23 protein-coding genes are annotated in these 26958 nt (G+C 71.2%); 6 read left to right on the top strand and 17 right to left on the bottom strand.

The features are described 5' to 3' along the window. Positions 1 to 33 precede the first annotated feature (33 nt). The 4 genes from ACFYML_RS25480 to ACFYML_RS25495 are packed head-to-tail and all read left to right on the top strand — an operon-like array spanning position 34 to position 5511. Positions 34 to 1008: a carbohydrate ABC transporter permease gene (locus tag ACFYML_RS25480; protein ID WP_387423025.1), complete on the top strand. Its 975-nt coding sequence runs from the start codon at positions 34 to 36 to the stop codon at positions 1006 to 1008. Next, on the top strand, positions 1008 to 1892 hold the full coding sequence (locus ACFYML_RS25485; RefSeq protein ID WP_387423026.1) for a carbohydrate ABC transporter permease: 885 nt from the start codon (positions 1008 to 1010) through the stop codon (positions 1890 to 1892). The genes ACFYML_RS25480 and ACFYML_RS25485 overlap by 1 nt, the downstream gene beginning before the upstream one ends. Next, complete coding sequence (yicI, locus tag ACFYML_RS25490) at positions 1889 to 4111, top strand: alpha-xylosidase (RefSeq protein ID WP_387423027.1); 2223 nt, start codon at positions 1889 to 1891, stop codon at positions 4109 to 4111. Before ACFYML_RS25485 ends, yicI begins: the two co-directional genes overlap by 4 nt. Then, positions 4108 to 5511, top strand: coding sequence for a GH1 family beta-glucosidase (locus tag ACFYML_RS25495; RefSeq protein ID WP_387423028.1), 1404 nt, complete (start codon positions 4108 to 4110; stop codon positions 5509 to 5511). Before yicI ends, ACFYML_RS25495 begins: the two co-directional genes overlap by 4 nt. Before the next feature lie 3 nt (positions 5512 to 5514). Here ACFYML_RS25495 and ACFYML_RS25500 read toward each other — a convergent pair whose 3' ends face one another. From ACFYML_RS25500 to ACFYML_RS25540, 9 genes are all read right to left on the bottom strand, one after another. After that, positions 5515 to 5811 carry a hypothetical protein gene (locus ACFYML_RS25500; RefSeq protein ID WP_387423029.1) on the bottom strand — a complete coding sequence of 99 codons (297 nt, stop codon included), beginning with the start codon at positions 5809 to 5811 and terminating at the stop codon, positions 5515 to 5517. 220 nt (positions 5812 to 6031) lie between these two features. Beyond that, complete coding sequence (locus ACFYML_RS25505; protein ID WP_387423030.1) at positions 6032 to 8590, bottom strand: CHAP domain-containing protein; 2559 nt, start codon at positions 8588 to 8590, stop codon at positions 6032 to 6034. 236 nt (positions 8591 to 8826) lie between these two features. Then, entirely contained in the window at positions 8827 to 9420 is a 594-nt protein-coding gene (locus ACFYML_RS25510; RefSeq protein ID WP_387278215.1) for an NTP transferase domain-containing protein, read from the bottom strand. A gap of 143 nt (positions 9421 to 9563) precedes the next feature. Further along, positions 9564 to 11267, bottom strand: coding sequence for a bifunctional 3'-5' exonuclease/DNA polymerase (locus tag ACFYML_RS25515; RefSeq protein ID WP_387423031.1), 1704 nt, complete (start codon positions 11265 to 11267; stop codon positions 9564 to 9566). A gap of 113 nt (positions 11268 to 11380) precedes the next feature. Continuing rightward, a complete protein-coding gene (locus ACFYML_RS25520) occupies positions 11381 to 12334 on the bottom strand; it encodes a carbohydrate ABC transporter permease (protein WP_387423032.1) in 954 nt (317 codons plus the stop codon). 13 nt (positions 12335 to 12347) lie between these two features. After that, positions 12348 to 13289 (bottom strand): carbohydrate ABC transporter permease, encoded by a 942-nt coding sequence (locus ACFYML_RS25525; protein ID WP_387423033.1) that lies wholly within the window; start codon positions 13287 to 13289, stop codon positions 12348 to 12350. Positions 13290 to 13311: 22 nt separating this feature from the next. Then, positions 13312 to 14724: an N-acetylglucosamine/diacetylchitobiose ABC transporter substrate-binding protein gene (gene ngcE, locus ACFYML_RS25530; RefSeq protein WP_387423034.1), complete on the bottom strand. Its 1413-nt coding sequence runs from the start codon at positions 14722 to 14724 to the stop codon at positions 13312 to 13314. Between the two features lie 25 nt (positions 14725 to 14749). Further along, entirely contained in the window at positions 14750 to 15499 is a 750-nt protein-coding gene (locus ACFYML_RS25535) for an SIS domain-containing protein (protein WP_387423035.1), read from the bottom strand. Next, positions 15496 to 16458, bottom strand: a complete 963-nt coding sequence (locus ACFYML_RS25540) for a MurR/RpiR family transcriptional regulator (RefSeq protein ID WP_387423036.1) — start codon at positions 16456 to 16458, stop codon at positions 15496 to 15498. Before ACFYML_RS25540 ends, ACFYML_RS25535 begins: the two co-directional genes overlap by 4 nt. A 198-nt stretch (positions 16459 to 16656) precedes the next feature. Here ACFYML_RS25540 and ACFYML_RS25545 point away from each other — a divergent pair, with 198 nt between their 5' ends. After that, positions 16657 to 17646 (top strand): N-acetylglucosamine kinase, encoded by a 990-nt coding sequence (locus ACFYML_RS25545; RefSeq protein ID WP_387423037.1) that lies wholly within the window; start codon positions 16657 to 16659, stop codon positions 17644 to 17646. 468 nt (positions 17647 to 18114) lie between these two features. Here ACFYML_RS25545 and ACFYML_RS25550 read toward each other — a convergent pair whose 3' ends face one another. The 6 genes from ACFYML_RS25550 to ngcE (ACFYML_RS25575) form a co-directional block, all read right to left on the bottom strand. Further along, positions 18115 to 18546, bottom strand: coding sequence for an SRPBCC domain-containing protein (locus ACFYML_RS25550; protein ID WP_387423038.1), 432 nt, complete (start codon positions 18544 to 18546; stop codon positions 18115 to 18117). After that, the gene (locus ACFYML_RS25555) at positions 18539 to 18859 is read right to left on the bottom strand and encodes a metalloregulator ArsR/SmtB family transcription factor (protein ID WP_357441941.1); all 321 of its coding nucleotides are present in this window, start codon (positions 18857 to 18859) and stop codon (positions 18539 to 18541) included. The genes ACFYML_RS25550 and ACFYML_RS25555 overlap by 8 nt, the downstream gene beginning before the upstream one ends. Beyond that, positions 18852 to 19226, bottom strand: coding sequence for a VOC family protein (locus tag ACFYML_RS25560; protein WP_387423039.1), 375 nt, complete (start codon positions 19224 to 19226; stop codon positions 18852 to 18854). Before ACFYML_RS25560 ends, ACFYML_RS25555 begins: the two co-directional genes overlap by 8 nt. Positions 19227 to 19287: 61 nt before the next feature. After that, a complete protein-coding gene (locus tag ACFYML_RS25565) occupies positions 19288 to 20193 on the bottom strand; it encodes a carbohydrate ABC transporter permease (protein ID WP_387423040.1) in 906 nt (301 codons plus the stop codon). Beyond that, entirely contained in the window at positions 20190 to 21095 is a 906-nt protein-coding gene (locus ACFYML_RS25570; RefSeq protein WP_387423041.1) for a carbohydrate ABC transporter permease, read from the bottom strand. The genes ACFYML_RS25565 and ACFYML_RS25570 overlap by 4 nt, the downstream gene beginning before the upstream one ends. 63 nt (positions 21096 to 21158) lie before the next feature. Then, positions 21159 to 22574 (bottom strand): N-acetylglucosamine/diacetylchitobiose ABC transporter substrate-binding protein, encoded by a 1416-nt coding sequence (ngcE, locus tag ACFYML_RS25575; RefSeq protein ID WP_387423042.1) that lies wholly within the window; start codon positions 22572 to 22574, stop codon positions 21159 to 21161. 208 nt (positions 22575 to 22782) lie between these two features. Here ngcE (ACFYML_RS25575) and ACFYML_RS25580 point away from each other — a divergent pair, with 208 nt between their 5' ends. Continuing rightward, the gene (locus ACFYML_RS25580; protein ID WP_387423043.1) at positions 22783 to 24159 is read left to right on the top strand and encodes an acyltransferase; all 1377 of its coding nucleotides are present in this window, start codon (positions 22783 to 22785) and stop codon (positions 24157 to 24159) included. Here the strand turns inward: ACFYML_RS25580 and ACFYML_RS25585 are convergent. Together ACFYML_RS25585 and ACFYML_RS25590 are read right to left on the bottom strand one after the other, a co-directional pair. Next, positions 24131 to 25627 (bottom strand): CoA-acylating methylmalonate-semialdehyde dehydrogenase, encoded by a 1497-nt coding sequence (locus tag ACFYML_RS25585; RefSeq protein WP_387423044.1) that lies wholly within the window; start codon positions 25625 to 25627, stop codon positions 24131 to 24133. The two genes, ACFYML_RS25580 and ACFYML_RS25585, sit on opposite strands and share 29 nt — an antisense overlap. Beyond that, positions 25624 to 26931: an aspartate aminotransferase family protein gene (locus ACFYML_RS25590; protein ID WP_387423045.1), complete on the bottom strand. Its 1308-nt coding sequence runs from the start codon at positions 26929 to 26931 to the stop codon at positions 25624 to 25626. The genes ACFYML_RS25585 and ACFYML_RS25590 overlap by 4 nt, the downstream gene beginning before the upstream one ends. Between the last annotated feature and the right edge of the window lie 27 nt (positions 26932 to 26958).

Genomic DNA, 26958 nt, shown 5'->3' on the forward strand with positions numbered 1-26958 from the left:
TGACGCGCCCGCCCCACCCCGGAAGGACCTCCCATGGCAGTGCCCGACACCGTCGTCGCCCGCCGACGGGCGACCCCGGCAGCCCCGAAGGCGGCCACCCCGCGCCGCCGCCCCGTGCGCCCCGACGCCGCGTACTGGCTCTACCTGATTCCCGGCGCGGTGCTCTTCCTGCTCGTGATCGGTGGCCCTCTGGTCTACACGGGCTACCTCTCCCTCACCCGCTGGTCAGGGGTCGGCGACCCGACCTGGATCGGCCTGGACAACTACCGGAACCTGCTGCACGACGACGTGTTCTGGACGTCGTTCGGGAACACCCTCGCGATGATCGTGGCGATGGTGGTGCTGCCCACTCTGCTCGGGCTGGTGCTCGCCGCGGCGCTCTTCGACACCATCGGCCGCCGGTTCCGGCCCCGCACCGCCGCCGCGCTGCGGGCCGCCTTCTACCTGCCGCAGGTGCTGCCGGTCGTGGTGGCCGGCATCGTGTGGGGCTGGATCCTGCGGCCCGACGGCGCGTTCAACGGGTTGCTCGACGCGGTGGGCCTCGGCTCGCTGCGGCACGACTGGCTCGGCGATCCGGACACCGCGCTGCCCGCGGTGATGGCGGTGATGATCTGGGTGCAGCTCGGCTATCCGGTGGTCGTCTTCATGGCGGCGCTGGAGCGGGTCGACCCGGAACTCTACGAGGCGGCCGAGATCGACGGCGCCGGCTGGCTACGCCGGTTCCGCGCGATCACCCTGCCGCAGATCCGGCCGGAGACCTTCGTGGTCGGGCTGACCTGCACCATCGCGGCCATGAAGGTGTTCGGGCCGATCTACGCGCTGACCCGGGGCGGCCCGGAGAATGCCACCAACGTCCCGTCCTACTTCGCCTACTACACGTTCTTCAAGAAGCTGCACGTCGGCTACGGCTCAGCGATCTCGATGGTGCTCACGCTGATCATCGTGCTGGTGAGCGTGCTGTTCATCCGGGCGCAGAGCCGGGCCGAGCGACGGGACGGGGGGCTCTGATGGCCGTCACGCTCAGCCCGGCGGCCGCCGCCCGCCGCGCCCGGCGGGCTCCCGACCGGCACCACCGCGGTGCCGCCCGGTGGGTCGTGCTGGTGCTGGTCACCGCCGCGGCGCTGGCCATGCTGGTGCCGTTCGCGTTCATGCTGCTCAACGCCTTCAAGTCGCCCGCCGACTACTCGACCAACGGCCCGCTGAGCTGGCCGTCCGAGTTCTACCCGAAGGGACTGCGGACCTACTGGGAGCAGGTCGACTTCCCGGAGAAGCTGTGGAACTCGCTTCTCATCTCCGGCGCCGTCGCGGTGCTCGGGGTGGTCGTCTCGCTGCTCAACGCGTACGCGCTGGGCGTCGGCCGGGTCCGCGGCCGGCTCTGGATCATCGGCCTCTTCCTGCTGGCCAACATGCTCCCGCAGGAGGCGTTGATCTACCCGCTCTACTACTTCGCCAAGGAGGCGGGCCTCTACAACACCCGGCTCGCCGTGATCATCATCTTCACCGTCATCCAGAGCGCGTTCGGCACGTACCTGCTCGCCTCGGTGCTCGGCACCTTCCCCCGCCCACTGCTGGAGGCGGCGGCACTGGACGGCGCCGGCAAGTGGCGGATCCTGTGGCGGGTGGTGCTGCCCAACCTGCGGCCCACCCTCGCCGTGCTGCTCGTCTTCTTCTTCATCTGGACCTGGAACGAGTTCCTCATCCCCCTGGTCATGCTGATCGACAACCAGACCCAGACCGTCCCGGTCGCACTCGCGTCGTTGCAGGGCGACCGGCTGATGGACGCCCCGACCACCAACGCCGGTGCGCTGATCAGCCTCGTCCCGGCGGTCCTCTTCTTCCTCATCTTCCAGCGCACCCTGGCGCGCGGCATCACGGCGGGAGCCGAGAAGTGAAGTTCACCGACGGATACTGGCAACTGCGTCCCGGGGTCAGCGTCCTGCGCCCCGGCACGGTGGAGTCGGTGGAGCCGGACGAGCGCGGGTTCACCGTCTTCGCGCCCACCGGCCGGATCACCGGACGCGGCGACACCCTCAACCGGCCGGTGGTCACCGTACGGTTCTTCTCTCCCGCGCCCGGCGTGGTCGGGGTGACCATCGGCCACCACAGCGGCGGGTTGCCCCGAGAGCCCCGCTTCGCGCTGGCCGAGCGTGGCGACCATCCCGTGCACGTCGACGTCACTGGCATCACCGCGACGCTGACCACCGGCGACCTGACCGCGCGGGTGGCGCTGGTCGGCCCCTGGCGGGTCGACTTCCTCCGCGGGGACCGGCTGGTGACCTCCTCCACCGAGCGCAGCATCGGCATCGTCACCGACGCGGAGGGCCGCAAGTACGTGCACGAGCGGCTGGCGCTGGCCGTCGGCGAGACGATCCACGGCCTCGGCGAGCGGTTCGGACCGTACGTCAAGAACGGCCAGACCGTGGACATCTGGAACGCCGACGGCGGCACGGCCAGCGAGCAGGCGTACAAGAACGTGCCGTTCTACCTCAGCAGCGCCGGGTACGGGGTGTTCGTGGACCACCCGGAACTGGTCTCCTTCGAGGTCGGCTCCGAGGTGGTGTCGCAGACCCAGTTCAGTGTGGCGGGGCAGTCGCTGACCTACCACGTGATCGACGGCCCCAGCCCGAAGGACGTGCTGCGCCGGTACACGGCGCTGACCGGCCGGCCGGCGCGGGTGCCGGCGTGGTCGTACGGGCTGTGGCTGTCCACCTCGTTCACCACCTCGTACGACGAGAAGACGGTGACCGAGTTCATCGACGGGATGGCCGAGCGGGATCTGCCGCTGTCGGTGTTCCACTTCGACTGCTTCTGGATGCGGCAGTTCCACTGGGTCGACTTCATCTGGGACCCGGAGACCTTCCCCGACCCGGAGGGCATGCTGCGCCGGCTGCACGAGCGTGGCCTGAAGGTGTGCGTCTGGATCAACCCGTACATCGCCCAGCGGTCGTACCTGTTCGAGGAGGGGCGGCGGGCCGGCTACCTGGTCCGCAACCCAGACGGCTCGGTCTGGCAGTGGGACAAGTGGCAGGCCGGCATGGCGCTGGTCGACTTCACCAACCCGGACGCGGCGCGCTGGTTCGCCGACAAGCTCAAGACGCTGCTGGACATGGGAGTCGACTGCTTCAAGACCGACTTCGGCGAGCGGATCCCCACCGACGTGGTCTGGCACGACGGGTCGGACCCGGAGCGGATGCACAACTACTACGCCCACCTCTACAACAAGACGGTCTTCGAGTTGCTGGAGGCCGAGCGCGGTGCGGGCGAGGCGGTCGTGTTCGCCCGATCGGCGACGGCCGGCGGGCAGCAGTTCCCGGTGCACTGGGGCGGCGACTGCGAGTCCACCTTCGTCGCCATGGCCGAGTCGCTGCGGGGCGGGCTGTCGCTGGCGGCGTCCGGGTTCGGGTACTGGAGTCACGACATCGGCGGCTTCGAGGGCACGCCCGACGCGGCGGTGTTCAAGCGGTGGATCGCCTTCGGCCTGCTCTCCTCGCACTCCCGGCTGCACGGGTCCGGCTCCTACCGGGTGCCGTGGGCGTACGACGACGAGGCGGTCGACGTGCTGCGCCACTTCACCCGGCTCAAGCTGCGCCTGATGCCGTACCTGGCGGCGGCGGCCGAGGAGGCGCACCGGGACGGGGTGCCGGTGATGCGGCCGATGATCCTGGAGTTCCCGGACGACCCGACCGCCCCGTACCTGGACCGGCAGTACATGCTCGGCCCGGACGTGCTGGTGGCGCCGGTGCTGAGCGCCGACGGGGAGGTGACCTACTACGTGCCGGCCGGCACCTGGACCCACCTGGTCAGCGGCGCGCAGGTCACCGGCCCGGGCTGGGTCACCGAGAAGCACGACTTCGACAGCGTGCCGGTGCTCGCCCGGCCCGGCGCGGTCATCCCCTTCGGCGCGGTCGACGATCGACCGGACTACGCCTGGGCGGACGACGTACGGCTGCGGCTCTTCGCACCGGTCGAGGGGCAGCGGACCCGGGTTCGGGTGCCGGCGCCGGACGGCGGCGCGGGGACCGAGTTCGACGTGCGGTACGAGAACGGGACGGCTGGCGCCGACCTGGTGGCGGGCACTTCGTCGGGATACGTGGTGGAGGTGGCGCAATGAGCGGGTTCCTCTTTCCGGAGCGCTTCGTCTGGGGCGCCGCCACCGCGGCGTACCAGATCGAGGGCGCGGCCAAGGAGGACGGCCGAGGGCCGTCCATCTGGGACACCTACAGCCACACGCCCGGCCGAGTCCGCAACGGGGACACCGGCGACGTGGCAGCCGACCATTACCACCGCTGGGCCGAGGACCTCGGGCACCTGGCCGAGCTGGGGGTCCGGGCGTACCGGTTCTCGATCTCGTGGCCACGGGTGCAGCCGGGCGGCGCGGGCGCGGTCAACCCCGCCGGGGTCGACTTCTACGCCCGGCTGGTGGACCGGCTGCTCGACCTCGGCATCCAGCCGGTGGCCACGCTGTACCACTGGGACCTGCCGCAGGAGTTGGAGGACGCGGGCGGCTGGCCGGCCCGGGACACCGCGCTCCGGTTCGCCGACTACGCCGCCGGCATCGTCGGGGCGCTCGGCGACCGGGTGCACACCTGGACCACGCTCAACGAGCCGTGGTGCTCGGCATACCTCGGCTACGCCTCCGGAGTGCACGCGCCGGGACGCACCGAACCCGCCGCGGCGCTGGCCGCCGTGCACCACCTGAACCTGGCGCACGGCCTCGCCGGCCGGGTGATCCGGGACCTCGCCCCGGCAGCCCTCCTCTCGGTCACGCTGAACCTGCACGTGCTCCGGCCGGCGTCGGACTCGACGGCCGACCGCGACGTGGTACGCCGGATCGACGCACTCGCCAACCGCGCGTTCCTCGGGCCGATGCTGGACGGGGCGTACCCGGCGGACCTGCTCGCCGACACCGCGGCGGTCACCGACTGGTCGTTCGTGCGCGACGGCGACGAGCGGATCGCCGCGGCGCCGCTGGACGTGCTGGGCGTCAACTACTACGCCACCACTCTGGTGCGGGCCTGGGACGGGAAATCGCCCCGATCGGAGGCGGACGGACACGGCGAGTCGGCCCACACGCCGTGGGTGGGCGCCGGCGATGTCGAATTCCTGCCCCAACCCGGTCCGCACACCGCGATGGGCTGGAACATCGACCCGGGCGGCCTGACCGAGTTGCTGCTGCGGCTGCACCGGGAGTACCCCGGCCAGCCGTTGATGATCACGGAGAACGGCGCCGCGTTCGACGACGTCGTCGCGCCGGACGGCGCGGTCCACGACGACCGGCGGGTGGACTACCTGCGTCGGCACGTCGCCGCGGTCGCCGACGCGATGGTGCGGGGAGCGGATGTCCGCGGGTATTTCGTCTGGTCGCTGCTGGACAACTTCGAGTGGGCGTACGGGTACGACCGGCGGTTCGGCATCATCCGGGTCGACTACGACACCCTCGCCCGCACCTGGAAGGACAGTGCCCACTGGTACCGCCGACTGGTCGCCGCGAACCGGCTGCCGGACGCCTGACGGTCACCGGAGCTGCTCGTCCGCCCAGCGTGCGAGCAGCTCCAGCACCGGCCGGCGGCCGGGTGCGAAGCGGGGCGGGATCCGGAACCGGGAGCAGCCAGGGCCGGCGAGGAGTCCGACGGCGACCTGAGCGGCATCCACGACCACGAGCGTGGGACCGGCACCGGCCACGCCGATGACCACCCCGCCGGCGAGCAGCCCGATCGAGACGGCGCCGTCGTGCACCAGACTCTCCGCGGCCCCGGACGAGCAGGTCTCGACAGCGCCGGTGCCGGGTCGCTTCACCCTCTTCCTGGTCACCCGGCGACCCGCGCCGTCCGTCCTGGCGCCAGTGGTGCACGGGCTGGCCGACCGGCTCGGCCTGGGCGACAGCCCAGTCCAACCAGGCGCTCGAAGCAGCCGTCGGGACTCCAGGATGTCAGTTGTCGGGTAAGTCATCCTTCCTGGACCTGACGTGACATCCGCCAGGTGCCGTCGTGCGCCGCGCCGCGGTTCACGCGGCGCACGACGGCGCGGTGCGTCAGATCTTCGGCGAAATGGTCGTGATGTCGCCGGGCACCTCGGCGGCGTTCGCCGCGGTGATCAGCTCGTCGAGGGTCATGTCGTGGGTGGTCGCGTCCCACGGGTCCCAGACCTTGAAGGTGCTGGTGTACTCGCCCGTCGCACCGGCGGTGCTGTCGACCGATCCGTACCCGTAGATCATCACGTAGTGGCGGAGCAGGCCGCTGCCGCCGGACGTGCCCCAGGGCAGCAGCTGCGGCTTGACCAGCAGGATCGACGGCTGGCCCTGCTTGATGCCGCGGCGGACCCGGTCGATGCCGTACTCCAGCGGCAGGTTGCTGTCGCCGAACGAGTACCACCCGTACAGGTCGTAGCCCATGCCGATCGGGGTGTGGCCCGACAGGGTGGACGCCATGTCCGACGGCAGCGTGCCGGTGGAGCTGGTGTGGGACTGGCTGGCCAGATCGTTCTGGCTGGGCACGGTCGAGATGCCCATGCTCGCCGCGGCGGCCTGCAGGGTCCCCGGGCCGCAGTAGTTGCCCTTCTCCTGCGCCCAGCCGCGCAGCTTCAGCACGCCCGTGTGCAGCTCGGGACGCTCACTGCCGCCGGAGGTGACGGTCGCGTCGGCGTCCGCGCCGCCATACTTGATGGTCTTCCAGGCGGTGGCGCATTTTCGCCAGGTGTTGGCTCTGAGCATGGTCGACTGGCAGACGACGGAGTCCCAGTCACCGGCGCCGCCGAGGTGGACGCTGGCCCGGACCACCTGGTCCTTGCTGGACCAGACCGCCACCACCGACCGCACCAGGGTGCCGCTGACCTCCTGGCACAGCTGATAGTCCACGCCGTTCGAGGACTTCTCCGCCGTGCAGGTGGCGTCGGACGTGACGGCGCCGTTCTGCCACACGTCGGAGGAGTCGTTCACCGGGGCCACCACCCCGTAGATGTTCTCGTGGGTCGGCCCGGGGTTGTACGGGTCGTACGGGCCCACGACCTTCACCTGGTTGCCCCAGTTGCCCTCGATGGTGGTGATCCGCCCGTCCGGTTCGACGCCGGCGACCACGCCGATGTGGTTGCTCGCGCCGGAGCTGCTGCCGAACAGCACCACGTCGCCGGGCCGGATGTTGCTCTTCGACCGCAGCAGGCCGCGCGCCTGGCCCCAGTTGTAGAAGCTGCCGCTGTAGGGCAAGAACACGTTGATGCCGGCCTGGCGCCAGGTCCAGCTGGCGAACATGCTGCACCACGCCCAGCCGCACTGCACGCCGCTCTGGCCGTATGGGTTGCAGTTGTCGCCCCACTCGTGCACGCCGACCTGGCTGAGCGCGGCGTTGACGATCTTGTCGCGGATCTGCCAGTCGGAGACTGAGCCGGGGGTCGGGTCACCGGGCACCGACGGGTTGCCGGGGCCGCCGGTGGGCTTCGGGTCGCTGTCGCAGCGGCTCAGGACGATGTCGTCATCGCCGGTATAGACGTAGTAGTCGGCCACCCACAGCCCGTCGCTGGTCTTGTCCCAGATCGCCGAACCGCCGTAGTTGAACTCGCCGTACGCCTGGCAGACGATCGTGACGTAGCTGCCACCGGGGTACTTGTCCACAACGCTGGTCGAGCTGAGGCTCTTGCTCTGGTAGCCGTTGAGCGTCGTCTTCACCAGGAAGCGGTTGCCGCCACCGGACGGGCCGTCGTTGTCGCACCGATTCATGACGATGTCGGTGGAGCCGGTCCGCACGTAGTAGTCGGCCACCCACAGCCCGTCGCTGGTCTTGTCCCAGATCGTCGAGCCGCCGTAGTTGGCCTCGCCGTACGCCTGACACATCACGGTGATGTAGGTGCCCTCGGCGTACTTGTCCACCACACTGGTCGCGCCGAGGCTCTTGCCGTGGTAGCCGTTGAGCGTGGTCCGGGTCAGGAACTGACGCCCGCCGTTCGGGTTGCCGGCCACGCCACCGTTGATCCCCAGGGACGAGCACGACGGCATGCCGGAGATCCAGCCGCTGGTGCCGGTGCTGACGTACACGTCGGGCACCCAGTAGCCGTCGTACGTGTAGTCCCACAGCGTGCTGCCGTTGACGGCGACGCCATAGTCCTGGCACTTGAGGTACAGCAGGCTGCCGGCCAGGTAGGCGTCGGTGCGGACCCGGTCGTTGGGGTCGGCGCTGCCCCGGCCGTCGATGTCGACCTTGGCCGAGTACGGGCCGTGGATGGTGCCCGTCGACGCGTGCCCGTCGATGCCCAGCGCCAGGCAGCGAGGCACACCGGAGACGAACCCGCTGACGCCGGTGCGGACGTAGGCGTCCGGGACCCAGTGGCCCTCACGGGTGTAGTCCCAGATCCCGCTGCCGCCCACCGACGGGCCGGAATCCTGGCAGCGCAGGTAGATCTGCTCGCCGGTGGTGTAGAGGTCGATGGCGTCCCGGTCGTCGGGGTTCATGCTGCCACGCCCGTCGATCGCCGTCGTGGCCGGATACGGCCCGTACAACGGGAACGTGGGATCGGCGTGGGCTGGCTGCGCCAGCACGACACTCGTGCCGACGGGCACGAGCACCAGCGCGAGGGTGGACAGCAGCATTCGTTTGAGGCGCAAGGGAAGCGCTCCTTCTCGGGTGGTACGCGATCTCCGGCCACATTGACGGATGATCATCGAGCGCACGGGAGGCTACCGTAGACGTGACAACGGGACGCGGTTGCCGAACGGAAATCCCATCGCGGCGCCCAGCCCCCGCCAGACATGGCGAGGACCGCGCCGGCGCGGGTAACGAGCCTCGGGCCGTAACGATCGTGCGTAACGAGCTGGGAGCGCCGGATTTTCGACCGAGGTACTCAGACGCCGACTCGCTGCTCCGGGATGCTGAGGCCGTAGAGGGCCATCAGTTCGGGGCTGTCGATCCGGCTGCCGTCGGCCACCGAGTCGCAGGCGATGTCGACGATCTGGTCCTTGTGCGCCAGCAGGTACGGCCGGGCCCCGACGTCGGCGCTGGCCAGGGTCGCGATCCCGGACCAGTGCCGGCGACCGAACACCATCGGGTAGCCGCGCAGTCCGTCGTAGGTGGCGCAGACCAGCACGTCCGGGTACGGCAGGGCGGCCACCCGGCGGACCGCGCCGGTGGTGAGCCCGGGCATGTCCACCGGCACCACCACGACCGCCTCGATCCCCTCGTCGGTCAGCGCGGCCAGCCCGGCCCGGATCGAGGAGCCCACCCCGGTCCCCCAGGCCCGGTTGACCACCACGGTGGCCGCGGTCAGGTCCGCCGTCTCGCGGACCTGGTCGGCCGCCGCGCCCAGCACGACCACGACCTGCTCGCAGCCCGCCTCGCGCATCGTGTCGACCAGCTGGCTCAGCAGGGGCTTCTCCCCCTGGTGCAGCAACGCCTCGGGTCCGCCGATTCGACGGCCCCCACCAGCTGCGATGATCATTCCTGCGATCCGGTTCAGCGGTGCCCCCTCGACCAGGGGGACGGACCGGGGGCAGCCGCGCCCGGTCCGTCCCGTCGTACGCACACCGGACCAACGAGCGCCACCGGGAGCGGGTAGCGGGGCAAAACGGAAATTTGTGGTGACTATGCCGCGTCGGCGTAGCAGTCGACGATGGACAGGTCGAGCGGAAACCGGACCGGGGTGTCCCCGAAGAGCAGCCCGGCGGCCCGGGCACCCGCGGCGGTGACCGCCGCCGCCACCGTCTCGGCCTGCTCGGCCGGGCAGTGCACCATCACCTCGTCGTGCTGGAAGAACACCAGCTCGGCCCCGGTGCCGGCCAGCGCGGTGCGCAGGGTGGCCAGCAACGTGGCCGCCCACTCGGCGGCGGTGGCCTGGATGACGAAGTTGCGGGTGAACCGGCCCCGGGACCGGGCCGCCCGGGCCCGGGGACCCTGCGGGTCCGCCCCGGCGTCGGGGTCCGCCTCCTCCCCGTCGCCGAAGCCCACCGACCCGGGCGGGCAGGTACGCCCCAACCACGACCGCACCAGCCCGCCCGCCTCACCGGTGCGGGCGGCCGCCTCGACGTATCCGAACGCCGTCGGGTAGTTGCGCTTGAGCACCGCGAGGGCGGGCACCGCCGCGCCACCGGTCTGCCCGTACATGGCGCCGAGCAGGGCCACCTTGGCGCGGGCCCGGTCACCGGCGAAGGCGTCCCGGGCCAGGGCGGCGTAGAGGTCCCCGGCGCCACCGGCGGCGGCCAGCCGGTCGTCCCCGGAGACCGCGGCGAGCACCCGGGGTTCGAGCTGCCCCGCGTCGGCCACCACGAACGTCCAGCCCGGGTCGGCCACCACCGCACGCCGGATCACCTTCGGGATCTGCAGCGCGCCGCCGCCCCGGGTGGCCCAGCGGCCGGAGACCACCCCGCCGGGCACGTACTCGGGATGGAACCGGCCGCCGGAGACCCAGGCGTCCCGCCACGCCCAGCCGTGCGCCGTCCAGATCCGGTAGAGCTCCTTGTATTCGAGCACCAGCGGCACCGCCGGGTGCTCCACCCCACGCAGCACCCAGGCCCGCGTGTTCGGCAGCTCCACGCCGGCCCGGGCGAACGCCTTCAGCAGCTCGGCCGGGGAGTCGGCGTGCAACTGGCGGACGCCGAACGCGTCGGCGATCCGGGCCGCCAGCTCGGCCAGCCGGCGGGGCGGCCCGCCGACCGGCGACGCCTCGCCGAGCAGGTCGGCGAGGATCGCGTCGTGCACGTCGGCGCGCCACGGCAGGCCGGCCGCCCCCATCTCGGCGGCGATCAGCGCACCGGCCGACTCGGCGGCGACCAGCAGCCGGAACCGGCCGGGCTGCGCGGTCGCCGCGATCCGGTCGAGCTGGTCCGCGTACACCCGGGTCAACGCCTCGATGCCCGGGCCGGGCGGGCCGGACGGCGGGTCGAAGAGCGCGCCCTGGCCGTGACCGGGGGGTTCCGCCGGGCGGGGCGCCGGGTCGGGCGGCACCGGCGCGCCGGTGAGCCGGGCCCAGGCGGCGGCGAGCGACCGGGGCTCGCCCCAGCGGCCCGCGTGCCCGAGCAGCAGCGCCTCGGTGAGCTCGACGTCGTGGCAGCGGTCCAGCCGTACGCCGGCGCGCAGCAGCGCCGGGTAGAGCGGGGCGCCGGTGGCCCAGACCCAGCGGGGACGGCCGGCGGCCTCCCGCGCGGCCACCGCGGCGGCGAGGTCGGCGACCGGCTCGGCCGGGCCGGCGGGTCGGCCGGCGGGGTCGAGGGGTTGCAGCACTCCCCCGCCCCGCTCGTCCGACACCACCGCCACCAGCACGGACGCGATTCTGCCTCGCCCCTCCGACACTCGCCGCGCCCCGCTCGGCCCCGGGCGCGGCGCGCCGCATGCCTGGCCGCCGGACGCGCCCCGCCGCCGCGGGTCGCCGCCGGAGGCCGTCGCAAGCCCGAGGCGCGGGAGGCTTACTTGCCGACGCCGGCGGTGAGGCCGGACTGGACCTGACGCTGGAAGACGATGTACACGATCAGGACCGGCAGCATGGCCATGGTGACGCCGGCGAAGAGGCCGGACCAGTCGGACTTGTAGCCCTGGTTGACGGAGAGTTCGATCAGTCCCTGGGAGAGCACCTGATGCTTCGGTTCGCCGGCCACCGACTGCATGAGCAGGGTCGGCAGGTACCACTGGTTCCACTGGCCGAGCACGTTGAAGATGCCGATGCTGATCAGGCCCGGCTTGGCCATCGGCAGCATCACGCTGAAGAAGGCCCGGGTGTGCGAGGCCCCGTCGACCATGGCCGCCTCGGCGATCGAGTCGGGCAGCGTCCGGAAGAACGAGTGCATGAAGAAGATCGTGAACGACAGCGACCAGGCGACGTAGACCACGATCAGCATGAGGTGCTTGTTCGGGCCGAGCAGCGGGAAGGTGATTCCCATGTTGTAGACGCCCTTGAACAGCGGCACCGCGGCCAGGTAGATCGGCAGGGTCAGGCCGGAGAGGAACATGTAGTAGATCAACCGGTTGCCGCGGAACTCGTAGCGCGCCAGGGCGTACGCGGCCATCGAGCCGAGCAGCATGGTCAGCGTGACGCTGCCGGCCAGCACCAGCACCGTGTTGAGGAAGAACGACCCGAGGTGCCCCTCGGTCCAGGCCCGGGCGAAGTTGTCCCAGTGCAGCTTGCTCGGGATCAGGGAGAGCGGCTCGCGGATGACCTCCGAGTCGTTCTTGAGTGCCGACATCACCACCCACACCAGCGGGTAGACCACCATCAGGGCCCAGACCACCAGGAACAGGTGCGAGAAGCCGTTGAAGATCCGGGCACCCACTCCGGCCCGGCGGGCGTCGGCCCGCCGTACGGGCGCCGGGCGGGACGGGCTGGCCTGGTCGGCCCGGCCGAGACCATGCGTCGCCGTGCTCATCGTCGCGCCTCCTTCAGTACTCGATGCGGTCACGACGGGTGATCCTCAGCTGCAGCGCGGCGAGCAGGATCGTGAAGATGGCCAGCGCGACACCCATCGCGCAGGCGTAGCCGTACTGGCCCTTCTGGAACGCGGTGAAGTTGAGCACCGACGCGAAGATCTCGCTGGCGTGGTTCGGGCCGCCCTGGCTCGGGGTCATGACGAAGACCAGGGCGTACATGTCCAGCGCGATGAAGCCCAGGTAGACCCAGGCGACCGAGATGGTGTCCCGCAGCAGCGGCAGGGTGACCCGGAAGAAGGTGTGGAACCGGTTCGCGCCGTCCAGGATCGCCGCCTCAAAGATGTCCTTCGGGATCGACTGCATCGCCGCGGAGAAGAGCACCATGTAGAAACCGGCCCCGCTCCACACCGCGATGAGCAGCAGCCACCACAGCACCGCCGGTACGCCGAGGAAGGGCTCCGGATCGGCGGTGAACGCGATCGGGTTGTCCGCGTCGACCAGCCCGATCTTGATGAGCATCCCGTTGATCAGGCCCTGACCGTCGGTCCGGTAGATCTGCTGCCACATGACGGCGATGACCACCAGCGACAGCACCTGCGGGAAGAAGAAGATGATTTTGTAGAGGCCGGAGCCGAACACCCCGCGGATGCCGGCCCTGTCCTCGCGTCCGCCCACATTGAGCAGGAACGCGAGGAACAGGGCCAGCGCGATGGTGAACAGCGGCACGGTGACCAGGAAGAAGACGTTGTGCCAGAAAGCCTTCCGGATCAGCTCGTCGGAGAGCAGCCGGACGTAGTTGTCCAGCCCGACGAAGTTCTGGGAGCCTGAGAACCCACCCCAGTCGGTCAGCGAGTATCCCGCCGCCTGCACGAACGGCCACACCACGTAGAACAGGTACAGCGCGACAGGCAGGGCCAGGAAGCCCGTGACGAAACGCGCGACTCCGTGCCGCATTGGACTGCCTCTCTCGAACGGATCAGGCGGTGCGGGTCTGCTTCTTGATCGACGAGTCCTTGGCGACCTTGTCGGCGGCCGTCTGCATCTTGTCGATGAACTGCTGCGCGGTGAGCCGGCCGGCCATCAGCTCTTCGGAGAGGTTCTGGCTCTCCTTGTCCAGGTCGGCGTAGAAGTCCTGGAACTTGACCGAGATGAGCTCGCTGCCGCCGTTCTTCATCAGGGCGTTCGCGCTGGACAGTGCCGAGTCCTGCACGTTGTCGCCGGAGCCCTTGGTGGAGGCCAGCGACTTGGTCAGCTCGGCGAACTTGGCCGAGCCCTCCTTCGACAGGATCGCCCGCAGGAACTCCTTGGCGGCGGCCTTGTTGGGGGCCTTGCTCGGCACGACGAAGCCCTCGCCGGAGGCGGCGAACACGTCCTTCGGCGCCTTGTCGCCCGGGTTGGACCAGTAGTCGGAGATCGTGAGCTCGAAGCCCGGCGGGATGGTCGCCGACATCTCGTTCTTCAGCCAGGTGCCGACCTGGATGAACGCCGCCTTGCCGTCGAGCCAGGCCTGCTGCGACTGGGTGTGGTCGAGCTTGCCCGGCAGCAGCAGCTTGTCCTTGACGAGCTTCTCCCACGGCTCCAGCGCCTTGAGGACGCCGTCGGCCTTCCACGCGTTGTCCTTGAGGTTGTCGATGTCGACGACCACCTGCTTGCCCGCGGACTTCCAGATGCTCGCCATCAGCGCCCACCGGGGGTAGTAACCGTGGACCGCGTCGTGGACGTACGGCGCCATGCCCTTGGCCTTGATCTTCGGAGCGAGCGCGAAGAACTCGTCCCAGGTCGTGGGCGGCTGCCAACCCTCCTTCTTGAACAGGGCGGCGTTGTACCAGTTGCCCCAGACCGTGAACGCGACGTTCACGACATAGAACTTGCCGTTCTGGGTGCCGTCACCGACCGTGCCGGGCAGCAGGGTGTCGGCGACGGTGCCCTCGCCGTCCCACGCGGGGGCGGCGAGCAGGTCGTCGAGCGGCTCGATGGCACCCTCGTTGATCAGCGTGCTGCGGTCCATCATGTCCGCACCCGAGTTCATCACCAGGTCACTCGGCTGCGTCGCCATCTTCGGCTGCTCTTCGGTCTTGATCTTCTGAGTCGAGCTCATGTTGACCGTGACGTTGGCGTGCTTGGCGTTGAAGATGACCTTGTCTTCCTTCGCCCACTGGTCACCGAGGCCACCGTTGAAGATGACCACCTTGACCGCGCTGCCGTCCTTGACGCCGAACGGGTTGTCCTTGCTCTTCGCGCCGCCGGTGTCGTCGGACTTTTTCGGCTCGCTTCCGGCGCAGGCGCTGAGCAGGCCCATCGCCGGGGTCGCGAGCAGGCCGGCCGCGGCGGCCCGCCGCAGCAGCGTCCGCCGGCTGAGGTCGCCGAGGTTCTCGGGAGTAACCGACATCTTCGTCTCTCCTTGTGGTGTCGGGTCAGGCGGTGCGCCGGAGGCGCCCGGCGTACCGCGACTCGAGGGCGAGGTTGTGCTCGTCCCCACCGGGGACGTTGGCGGAGAGGTAGATAGGGGGTACCTCCCCGGCCTGGTGGAACCGTCGTACGACCTCGGCGGTCAGCAGCTGCGCCAGCAGCGCCGCGGTGACCGACGAGACCGCACAGACCGCGCCGCCGCCCTCGAGCGGCAGCAGTGCGTCGCCGTACGGCGCGCCGTTGTCCAGCACGACGTCGGCGAGGTCGGCGAGCCGGTGCCCGGACGGGTGCCGCGGAGCGACCCGTGCCGTGTGCTCGACCGAGGTGACCGCGATCAACGGGTGGCCTTGCGCCCGGACCAGCGCCGCCAGCTCGACCACCGAGCCGTTGATGCCGGACTGGGAGGCGACCACGAACACGTCCTCGGTCTGCGGCGCGGCGAGGGCGTAGAGCTGGTGCGCCACGGCCGGATCGCGCTCCAGCTTGGGGTCGGCGAGCACGTCGCGGGGCGCGTCACCGTGCAACACGAGGTCGTGCAGGGAGAGCCGGTTGGTGGGCACCAGCCCACCGGCCCGGGCCACCAGCTCGGCGGCGAACGCCTCGGAGTGGCCGGCGCCGAAGGCCTGGAGCACCCCGCCGGCGCGCAGCCCGGCGGCGATCAGGTCGGCGGCCCGGTCCACCGCCGCCGCCTGCGTGTCGACCAGCCGGTCGAGCACCGGCCGGACGGCGTCCGCGTACCGCTGGGCGCTGATCATGAAGTGCCCCCCTTCGCGGCCTTGTGTCCGTCGACGGCCTGGGCGGTACGCCGGAAGGCCGCGTGGGCGCGGTCGTGGGTGCGCTGCGCCACGGCGATGTAGAGCAAATCGAGCACGACGAGCTGAGGGTGCCGGGCGGAGAGCGCGTCGGGCCGGAAGGTGGTGGCCTGGCTGGCGGTGACCAGCACGATGTCGGCAAGCTCGGCCAGCGGCGAGCGGGGGAAGCCGGTCAGCGCGACCGTGGTGGCCCCCCGGCTGCCCGCCTCCGCGAGCAACTCGATGGTCTCCCGGGTCTGCCCGGTGTGCGAGATGCCCAGCGCCACGTCGCCGACACCGAGCAGGGCGGCGCTGGCCAGCCCCTCGTGCACGTCGCTCCAGGCCCAGGCGGCCACCCCGATGCGGTGCAGGCTGAACTGCATCTCCTCGCCCACCAGCGCGCTGCCGCTGGCGCCGAAGATGTTCACCCGGCTCGCGCCGGCGATGGCCACCGCCGCCTTCTCCACCTCGGCGAGGTCGAGCAGCGCGGCGGTGTCGTGCATGGCGCGGGTGTCGGCGGCCATGATCTGGTCGAGGACCCGGGACAGCGGGTCACTGGGCTGGATCTCCCGGCCGATGTCGACGGTCCAGCCCGCCGAGCGCGCCCGGCCCGTCTCCGCGGCGATGCCGAGCCGCAGGTCGGCGTAGCCCTCGAAGCCCATCGCCCGGCAGAACCGGGTGATGGTCGCCGGTGAGGTGCCGCTGCGCTCGGCCAGTTCCACGATGGTGGCCCGGGCCGCCGCCTCCGGGTCGCTGAGCACGTGCTCGGCGACCCGGCGCAACGCACCCGTCAGCTCCCCGACCCCGGCCCGGACCCTGGCCAGCACTCCGTCGGAGGAGACCGCCACCGCACCCCGCCGGTCGACCGCGTCGGCGTCGACCACCGCGGTCCCCGCGGGAGTGTCCACCTCGTGATCAACCATGGGACGCCTTTCGGAAAAGAGTGTTTACTGTTAGTGGTAAAAGTTCTTACTGACACCCCCTCTGTGTCAAGGCCGTGGGCGAAGTTTTCAAACCGTTACCTGACGCACAGCCGCCGACCGGGCCGTGGATCTTGCCTCGGCGTTCCGGGCGGACCAGCATGAAGAGCCACTACGCCCGAACGCAGGGAGGCCCAGCGGATGTCCGACACCGTCGTGGTCGGCCTCGACGTCGGGGGTACGTCCACCCGCGTCGCCGCCGTCAGCATCGACGGCGTACGGCTCGGCACGGGCCGGGCCGGCGGCGGCAACCCGACCAGCCACGGCGCCGAGCGGGCCGCCGCCGAACTGCTCGCCGCGCTGCGCGCCGCGCTCGCCGACGTCGACCCGACCCGGGTACGCGCCGGCGTGATCGGGCTGGCCGGGGCCGGCCGGCTCCTCGCCGACCCGCAGGGGCGGGCCGCCTTCGACCAGGCCTGGTCCGACGCGGGTCTGCGCTGCCCGTACGCGGTGCACGGCGACGCCCTGGTGGCGTACGCCTCGGGCACCGCGGCCCCGGACGGCACCGTGCTCATCGCGGGCACCGGCGCGATCGCCGCCCAGGTGCGCGACCTGCGCCTGGACCGCACCGCGGACGGGCACGGCTGGCTGCTCGGCGACGCCGGCTCGGGGTTCTGGCTCGGCCGGGAGGCGGTCCGCCGGCTGCTGTCCGACCTGGACCGCGCCGACCCGCCCGGCGAGCTGGCCGGCCGGGTGCTCGCCGAGCTGACCGGCTCCGCCGAGGTGGCGGTCCGGCCGCGGGCGACCGCCGAGGCGGTCGTGCAGGCGGTGACCCGGCGACCGCCGGTCGAGCTGGCCCGGCTCGCGCCGCTGGTGGTGGCCGCGGCCCGGGCGGGCGAGCCGACCGCCCGGGCGCTGATCGGTGAGGCCGCCGTGCTGCTCGCGGAGAACGCCGCCCGGATCCGGCCGCCCGGCGCGGCCGACCCGGTGGTGCTCGGCGGCGGGCTGCTCACCGGGGACACCCCGCTCGGCGCCGCGGTCCGTGCCGAGCTCGCCCGCCGGTGGCCGGACGCGCCGCTGCACACGGCCGGCGACGGAGCCGCGGCGGCCGCCTGGCTCGCCGCCCGCGACCTGCCCGAGGTCACCGACCCGGCAGCCCTGCACGCCCTCCTGGTTTCGGCGACCACCTGACCCTCGCGCCCCCCGCGCTGCCCCCTGCGCCCGACGGGCGACGGGCGACGGGCGACGGGCGACGGGCGACGGGCGACGGGCGACGGGCGACGGGCGACGGGCGACGGGCGACGGGCGACCATAACCCCCAACTCCGCCTTTGGACCTGACATCACCACCGACTCACGAACGGATGCCATTCCCGCATCCCGCTGTCGGTCCCTTGAGTCGTTGGAGCCGTCAGCTCCAAAGCACCTCCAGGAACCATCACCGTCAGGAACGGCGAGATGATGTGGCCCCACCTGCGAACTTGATGACGCAGCCGACTCAGCGTGGAGTCCGCCCCGCGCGGCACCGCCGACCCGGGCCCTGAATCGTTCACGGCATCAAGTTCGTAGCGTGCGAAGCGATACCGCCTCGGCGCCGCGGAGGCCTGGAATGCGGGAAGTCCTGGAGGCGGGAAGGCGCGGAGGGCGGGAGGGCCAGGGGTCAGGGCAGGGCGGTGAGGGTCTGCTCGAGGCGGCGCCAGACGTGACTGCGCCAGCCGCCGTCAAGGAGCGTGAACGTGCGCCGCTGCACCGGGTCGTCCGGGTCGAAGCCGGAGTGCTCCAGGAACAGCCGGGTGCCACGTCCCTCGGGCACCAGCGTCCAGCTGACCACGGTGTCCAGGCGGCCGCCCCGCCAGGCCCAGCGCAACCGGCGCGGCTCGTCCAGCTCCAGCACCTCGCAGTGGACCACACCGTCGAAGCCCTGACCGGGTCGCGGGGTGGCGCGGAAGCTGAACCGGTGCCCCGGGACGGGCCGGAAGTCGTTCGGCATGAGCCAGCGCGCCAGCAGATCAGAATCGGTCAGCGCCCGCCAGACCTTGGCCGGCGGGTGGGGCAGGAACTGGTCGAGGGCGATCGCCGTCGACTCAGTCATCGGGCAGCCCGTCCAGCACCTCGCGCAGGTCGGCCAGGCGGGCCCGCCAGAACTGCTCGTACGGGCCGAGCCAGTCGGCCACCTGGCGCAACGGCTCGGGCCGCAGTGCGTAGAACCGCTGCCGGCCGACCGGCTGTTCGGTCACCAGCCCGGCGTCCTTGAGCACCCGCAGGTGCTCAGAGAGGCTGGGCCGGCGCATCTCGAAGTGGTCGGCGAGCCGTTGCACCGGCTGTTCACCCCGTTCGAGCAGCAGCCGGAGCACCTCCCGCCGGGTGGGGTTGGCCAGCGCCGCGAAGACGTCCCCCTCAGACACGGGTGGCCTGGAGCACGATGCCGTTGCCGTCCGGGTCGTCGAAGGTGACGTACCGGCCCCAGGGGGCAGTCTGGATGCCGTCGTCGGCGAAGACCACGCCCCGTTCGCGCAGCCGGGCCACGTCGGCGTCGAGGTCGTCGGTCTCCAGCACCAGGCCCTTGAGCGAGCCGGGTGGCATGGTGGGGAACCAGGTGACCAGGGTCAGCGCCGTCGCGGCGCCCTTCGGGGCGACCTGGACCCAGCGACCGCCGGGCCCCATCGGGTTGTCCCGGACGAGGTCGAAGCCGAGGACGTCGACGTAGAAGTCGCGGGCCCGGTCCTGGTCGCTGACGGGCACGGAGAGGAGCTGCACGTGGGTCACGGTCATGGCACCACAATAGGTAGGAGATTTCCTACCAGTCAAGCCGGGCCCCAAACCGCCCGGCACCTCACTTGAGCTGGCCGGCGGTGAGGCCGGACTGGATCTGCCGCTGGAACACCGCGTAGACCACCAGCACCGGCAGCGTGGCGATGGTCAGACCGGCGAACAGGCCGCTGAAGTCGCCCTGGTAGCCCTGACTCACCGCCAGCGCCGTGAGGCCCTGGGCCAGGACGTACTTCGAGTCGTCGCCCTGCATGAGCACCTGCGGCAGGATGAACTGGTTCCAGTGGCTCAGGAAGTTGAAGATCGCCACACTGATCAGTCCCGGACGCGCCATCGGCAGCATCACCCGGAAGAAAAGCCGGAAGTGGCCGCACCCGTCGATCAGGGCCGCCTCCGCTACCGCAGTCGGCAGGGTGCGGAAGAACGCCGTCAGGAAGAACACCGTGAACGGCAGCGAGTACGCCGCGTACACCAGGATGAGACCGGTCCAGGTGCCGAGCAGGCCGGAGTTGCGGACCACGAAGAACAGCGGCACGAGGGCGAGGAAGACCGGGAACATCATGCCGCCGACGAACAGGTAGTAGGCCAGCTGACGGCCGCGGAACTCGTAGCGCGCGAAGACGTACGCCGCGGTCGCGCCGAGCAGCATCGTCAGCGTGAGTGAACCGGCCACCACGATGGCGCTGTTGAGAAAATATCGACCGATGTGCGCCTCGGTCCAGGCCCGGGCCCAGTTCTCCAGTCGCAGCGCGCCGGGCAGCCCCCACGGGTCGGCGAGGATCTCGCCGTCGCTCTTGAACGAGCTGAGGAACATCCACAGCAGCGGCAGCACGGTCAGCGCGCCCCAGACCAGCAGGAAGCCGTGCGACGCGACATTCACCACGCCCAGCTCGCGGCGGGGCGGCCGCGGGTCACGGCGGGTCGGGCCCGGCTCCTCGCCGGTCGCGGCGGGCCTGTCCAGCGTGGTCATGAGTACTCGATCTTCTCGCGCCGGGCGGCCCGCAGCGCCAGTACTGCCACCGTGAGGGTCAGGAAGAGCATCACCACGCCGATCGCCGAGGCGTACCCGAACTTGGCGTCGCCGAACGCCGTCTGGTACATCCGCAGCCCGATGACATCGGAGGAGAAGTTGGGCCCCCCGTTAGTCAACAGCTGGACCAGGATGAAGCCGTCCAGCGCGGCGATGGCCAGGTAGATCCAGGCGACCTGGACGGTGTCCCAGAGCAGCGGCACGGTGATCCGGCGCAGCGTGACCCAGCGGGACGCGCCGTCGAGCAGGACCGCCTCGTAGATGTCCCGCGGGATAGCGGACATCGCGGCGCCGAAGAGCACCACGTAGAAGCCGACGTTGCTCCACACCATCACGGCGAGCACGCACCAGAAGGCGGTACGCGGGTCGCCGAGCCAGGCCGGGGTGGGCAGGCCGACGGCGCGCAGCGCGCCGTTGAGCAGGCCGTTGTTCGGGTGGTAGATCTCCCGCCAGAGCAGCGCGATGATCACCACCGAGAGCACCTGGGGGAAGAAGTACACCAGCCGATAGAAGGCGGTGCCGCGGACCCCGCTCACGCCGGCCCGGTCGCCACGGCCGCCCATTGACAGCATGGTGGCGAAGAACAGGCCGAGACCGATGGTCAGCACCGGCAACACGGCGAGCAGGATGGCGTTGTTGCCGATCGCGTTCCACACCCGGTCGTCGTGCAGCATGGCGCGGAAGTTGGCCAGGCCGACCGGGTCGGCCTGGGCCGAGTAGCCCAGCCAGCTCGTCGTCGAGATCTGGAACGCCTGCAGGTACGGCGAGATCACGAACATGACGTAGAGCGCCAGCGGCGGCACCAGGAACGCGATGATCAGCGGGTACTTGCCATGTCGCACGACGGGAATCCTTCTTCAACCGGCCGGGGTGGGGGCGGGCGGGGGCCCACCCCCACCAGAGGGCTAGGCGGCCCGCTTGTACTTCTTGATCGAGCTGTCCTGGGCGATCTGGTCGGCGCCCTTCTGGCACTGGTCGAGGAACTCGGCCGGGCTGATCCGCCCGCCGAAGAACTCGCCGCACGCCGCGTCGACGAGCTCGCGCTCCAGCTTCCGGTAGAAGTTGTTGTAGACCCAGTTGAAGCCGTTGGAGCCGGACGCGTCCAGCGCCTTCGACACGGTGGTCAGGCCGAACGGCAGCTCCACGCCCTCGGTGGCGCCGGCGACCACGGGCAGGCTGGAGACCTTCTTGGTGAAGTCCTGGGCGCCCTTCTTGGAGAGCATCACCCGCATGTACTCCAGGCCGCCGGCGACGTTCTTGGCCTTGGCCGGGACGATGAACGGCTCGCCCGCGGTGCCCCGGATCGCTTCGAACGGCAGCTTGTCGCCGGCGCCCAGGCTGGGCGTGGGCACCACGGTCATGTTGAAGCCGGCCGGGGTGACCTTCGCCTGCTCGTTCTCCAGCCAGGAGCCGCAGGAGACGAAGGCGGCCTTGCCCTGGCTCCAGGCCGTCTGCGACTGGATGTGGTCCAGGCCCGCCGAGCCGTCCAGGATGTACTTGTCCTTGACGATCTGGTACCAGGCGTCGGCGGCCGCCTTCATCGCGTCGGACTTCCAGGCGTTCGGCTCCAGGTTGTCGATCGCCACGGCGACCGACGGGCCGCCGAACTTGATCGCGGTGGAGATCACCGGCCAGCTCATGTAGCGGGGGTGCACGCCGGGGTAGGTCCAGGGGGCGATGCCGGCGGCCTTGATCTGCTTGCAGAGCGCGATGTGGTCGTCCCAGGTCTTGCCGTACTGCCAACCGCGATCGGCGAAGAGCTTGGTGGAGTACCAGATGCCGTACGCGGTGTACGTGTAGTTGAGGACGAGGAACTTGCCGTCGTACGAGCCGACCTCGACGGTGCCGGGCAGCAGCGTGTCCCGCACCTTCTTGCCGGGGATGTCGAGGCTTGGGGCGTCGAGCAGCTCGCTCAGGTCGGCGATGGCGTTCTGGCTGACCAGGCCGTTGAAGTCGATCTGGTCCTTGCCGGAGTTGTTCACCACGTCCGGCGGGCTGCCGTCGACGAAGCGCGGCTGGAGGGCCTTGCCGATCTCCTGCGTCGCGGCGTGCTTGATCTCCGCCTTCGGGTACTTCTCCTTGTACATGGCCTCGTGGGCCTTGGCGTACTCCTCGCCGAAGCCGCCGTTGAAGATCACCACATCGAGCGGGGCGTCCTCCTTGACGCCGAGCGGGTTCTGCTCGCTCTTGGTGCCCTTGTAGGTGTCGGTGTCCTTCTTGTCGCCGCCGCCGGAGGTGGCGCAGCCGGCGAGCAGGCCGGCGGCGGGGGTGGCCAGCAGGCTGGCGGCGACGGTGCGCCGCAGGATCTCACGCCTGTTCATCGCTTCTCCTCGGTTCGGGTACGGGGCGGCCCGCCGAGGGTGGGGTACGGCGGCCGCGACGTCGAGGCACGGTGGGGTTACGCGTTGCTTGTCTTCAGTTCTTTCCGTATTGCTGAAGAATTTCTACGACAGGAGGGCGCGGACCACAAGACCCGACGACCGAACCGTTATCACCACGGACAAACATCGGCTGGCATACCCTGGCGCCATGCGCCGCCTGCGGCAGCTCGCCGAGCGCACACCGCCCAGCCGGGAGCGCTACGCAGACCTGCTCCGGGCGCTCGCCATCACCCTGGTCGTCCTCGGCCACTGGATCATCAGCGTGATCGGGCGTGACCAGGCCGGCCACCCCACCGGACACTCCGCGCTGGGCGACCTCCCCTGGGCCTGGCCGCTGACCTGGGGAGTCCAGGTGATGCCAGTCTTCTTCCTGGTCGGGGGTTACGCCAACGCCGCCGCGCTGACATCCTGGCGATCCCGAGGTGGGGACGCCACCGGCTGGCTGATCGACCGCAGCAGCCGGTTGATCCGGCCCACCACCGCACTGCTGGTGGTGCTGGCGGCCGGCGCGGCGGTGGCCCGGCTGCGCGGCGCCGACGCCGCCGAGATCCGCACGGTGGTCTGGTTCGCCACCATCCCGCTCTGGTTCCTCGTCGCCTACCTGGTGGTGGCCCCGCTGACCCCCGTCATGTACGCACTGCACCGCCGCGCCGGCCTGGTCGTACCGCTGGTGCTGGTCGGGCTGGTCGCGCTCGGCGACCTGGGCCGGATCCTCGGCCCGGACAGGCTGGCCACCGGGAACTACCTCTTCGGCTGGCTGGCCGTCCACCAGCTCGGCTTCGCCTGGTACGACGCCCGGCGCGCGAGCCAGGCATCGGGCCAGGGTGACAGCGACCGGCCCGGACTGCGCCGGCGACGGCTGCCCACCTCGCGGCCCGCCGGGGCGGTGCTGCTGCTCGTGGGGCTGGTCGCGCTCGTGCTGTTGACCCGCGTCGGGCCGTACCCGGTGGCGATGCTGAACGTGCCGGGCGAGCGCCTGGACAACACCGCCCCGCCGAGCCTGGCGCTGCTCGCGGCAGCCACCGCGCAGCTCGGGCTCATCCTGCTGCTGCAGAATCCGGCGCGACGGTGGCTGCACCGCCGCGGCCCCTGGCAGGCGGTGATCGCGGTGAACGCGGTGGTGCTGACCGTCTTCCTCTGGCACCTGACCGCCGCCGTCCTGCTGGTCGGCCTGCTGGACGCCCTGGGGGTGCTGCCCACCCCGCAGGGCGCCACGGCGGCCTGGTGGGCCTGGCGGGTGCCCTGGCTGCTCGCCCTGGCCGTGGTGCTGGCCGCGCTGGTCGCCGTGTTCGGCCCGATCGAGGCCCGCACCCGGCGGCACGCTCCGGCGAGCACCGCCGGCCCGGTCCGGACCGCACTGGTCGCGATCGGCTACGCGGGCCCGGTCGCCGGGCTGCTGATGAACAGCCTCACCGGCAAGACCGCGCCGGAGCCGCTGGGGCTGCCCGCCCCGGCGCTGGTGGCGTACCTGGCCGGGGCGGGAGTGCTGCGACTGCTCAGGTCTGGGTGGGGAAACCGAGGTTGACCCCGCCATGCCGGGGGTCGAGCCAGCGACTGGTGACCACCTTGCCGCGGGTGAAGAAGGCCACCCCCTCGGCGCCGTGCGCGTGCAGGTCGCCGAAGAGCGACGCCTTCCAGCCACCGAACGAGTAGTACGCCATCGGCACCGGGATCGGCACGTTGATGCCGACCATGCCGACCTCCACCTCGTGCTGGTACCGCCGGGCGGCCCCGCCGTCGTTGGTGAAGATCGCCGTGCCGTTGCCGTACGGGTTGGCGTTCACCAGGTCGACCGCCTCGTCGTACGAGCCGACCCGCACGACGCTGAGCACCGGACCGAAGATCTCGTCGGTGTAGATCGACATCTCCGGGGTGACGTGGTCGAAGAGGGTCGGGCCGAGCCAGAACCCCCCGCCGTCCCCGTCCGGGGTGACGTCCCGCCCGTCCACCACCGGCACCGCGCCGGCCGCGATCCCGGAGTCCACGTAGCTGCGGACCCGCTCGGCGTGCGCGGCGGTGACCAACGGACCCATGTCGCAGCCCCGCCGGCCGTCCCCGGTGCGCAGCCGGGCCATCCGCTCGGCGATCTTCGCGACCAGGGCGTCGGCGACGGGCTCCACCGCGACCAGCGCGGAGATCGCCATGCACCGCTCCCCCGCCGAGCCGAAGCCGGCGTTGACCGCCGCGTCGGCGGCCAGGTCGAGGTCGGCGTCGGGGAGCACCACCATGTGGTTCTTCGCCCCGCCCAGCGCCTGCACCCGCTTGCCGGTCAACGCGGCGCGCTGGTGCACGTACCGGGCGACCGGGGTGGACCCGACGAACGACACCGCCTTCACCCCGGGGTGATCGAGCAGGGCGTCGACCGCCTCCTTGTCGCCGTTGACCACGTTGAGCACACCGTCCGGCAGGCCTGCCTCGCTGAACCACTCGGCCAGCAGCAGCGCCGCGCTCGGGTCCTTCTCGCTGGGCTTGAGCACCACCGCGTTGCCGCAGGCGACGGCGACCGGGACGAACCAGAGCGGCACCATCGCCGGGAAGTTGAACGGCGAGATCACCGCCACCACCCCCAGCGGCTGGCGCAGGCTGTACGAGTCGACCTCGGTCGAGACGTTCTCGCTGAAGCCGCCGCGCAGGGCGGCCGGGATGCCGCAGGCGTACTCGATGACCTCCAGGCCCCGCTGCACCTCGCCGGCGGCGTCCGCGAGCACCTTGCCGTGCTCGGCAGTGATCGCCTCGGCGAGCCGGGCACGCCGGGCGTGGACCAGCTCGCGGAAGGCGAACAGCACCGCCGTCCGCTTGGCCAGCGACGCGTCCCGCCACGCCCGCGCGGCCCGCTCGGCGGCCTCCACCGCACCCGCCACGTCGGCGGCGGAAGCCAGCGCCACCAGCCCGGTACGCCGGCCGGTGGCCGGGTCGAAGACGTCCCCGCGCCGCTCCGAGTCGCCGACCACCCGCTTGCCGTCGACGAAGTGCCCGATGACCGTCGTGCTCATGCCGCCACCTCCGCCGCCGCGCAGCTACGGATCGCGTCGACCAGGATGGCCAGGCCCTCCCGCGCCTCGTCCTCGGTCAGCGTCAGCGGCGGGCCTATCCGCACCACGTTGCCGTAGAGGCCGCCCTTGCCGACCAGCAGACCGCCGGCCCGGCACGCCTCGAAGACCCGGGCGGTGAGCGCCGGGTCCGGCTCGCTGGTGCCCGGCCGGACGAACTCGACGCCGAGCATCAGGCCCTTGCCGCGGACCTCGGCGACGCAGTCGAGGTCCGCCAGCGCGGCCCGCAGGCCGTCACCGAGGATCGCGCCCACCCGCTCGGCGTTCGCCTGCAGGTCGTGCTCGAGCAGGTAGTCGAGGACCGCGTTGCCGGCCGCCGTGGAGATCGGGTTGCCGCCGAAGGTGGAGAAGCTGATCGCCGGCACCGCCTCCAGCACGTCGGCCCGGCCGACCACGCCGGCCAGGGCGAAGCCGTTGCCGATGCCCTTGGCGAAGGTGAGCAGGTCCGGGGTGACGCCGTGCGCCTGGTAGCCCCAGAAGTGCTCGCCGGTCCGCCCCCAGCCGGTCTGCACCTCGTCGCTGATCAGCAGGATGCCGTGCTCGTCGAGCACCTTCTTCCAGCCCGCGAAGAGCCCGTCCGGGCCGTGCACGAACCCGCCCACGCCCTGGATCGGCTCGGCGATCAGGCAGGCCACGTCGCCGGCGGTCTGGGTGGCGAGCACCTCGCGCAGGTCCTCCACCGCCGCGTCGATCCGGTCCGCCTCGTCCAGCCGGGCCAGCAGGCCGCGCAGCCGCTCGCCGGAGTGCAGCCAGGCCACCTGCAGCGGGTTGAGCGCGCTCGCCGACCAGCTGCGGTTGCCGGTCACGCCCATCGCCGCGTACGACCGGCCGTGGTAGCTGTTGCGCACCGCGAGGATCTGGTGCGAGCGGCGGTAGTTGGTGGCCACCAGCAGCGCCGCCTCGTTCGCCTCCGTACCGGAGTTGGTGAAGAAGACCCGCGCGTCGGGGATGCCGGAGACCCGGGCGATCTTCTCGGCCAGCTCCACCTGCTGCCGGATCAGATAGAGGGTGGAGCTGTGCACGATGCCGGTGCGCAACTGCCGCTCCACCGCGTCCCGGATCTCCGGGATGTCATAACCGATCATGTTGGTCAGCACGCCGCCGAAGAAGTCCAGGTAGCTGCGGCCCTGGGCGTCGGTCACCCGGCGGCCCGAGCCGGCGACCAGCTCGATCGGTTCGGCGTAGTAGAGCGGCATCCAGGACGGGAGCACGGCCCGGTGCCGGGCCAGCAGATCGTCGGAGGTCATCGTCGCACCCTTCAGCGGCGGTTGGTC

The organism is Micromonospora sp. NPDC007230 (assembly GCF_042869115.1).
GTDB lineage: Bacteria > Actinomycetota > Actinomycetes > Mycobacteriales > Micromonosporaceae > Micromonospora.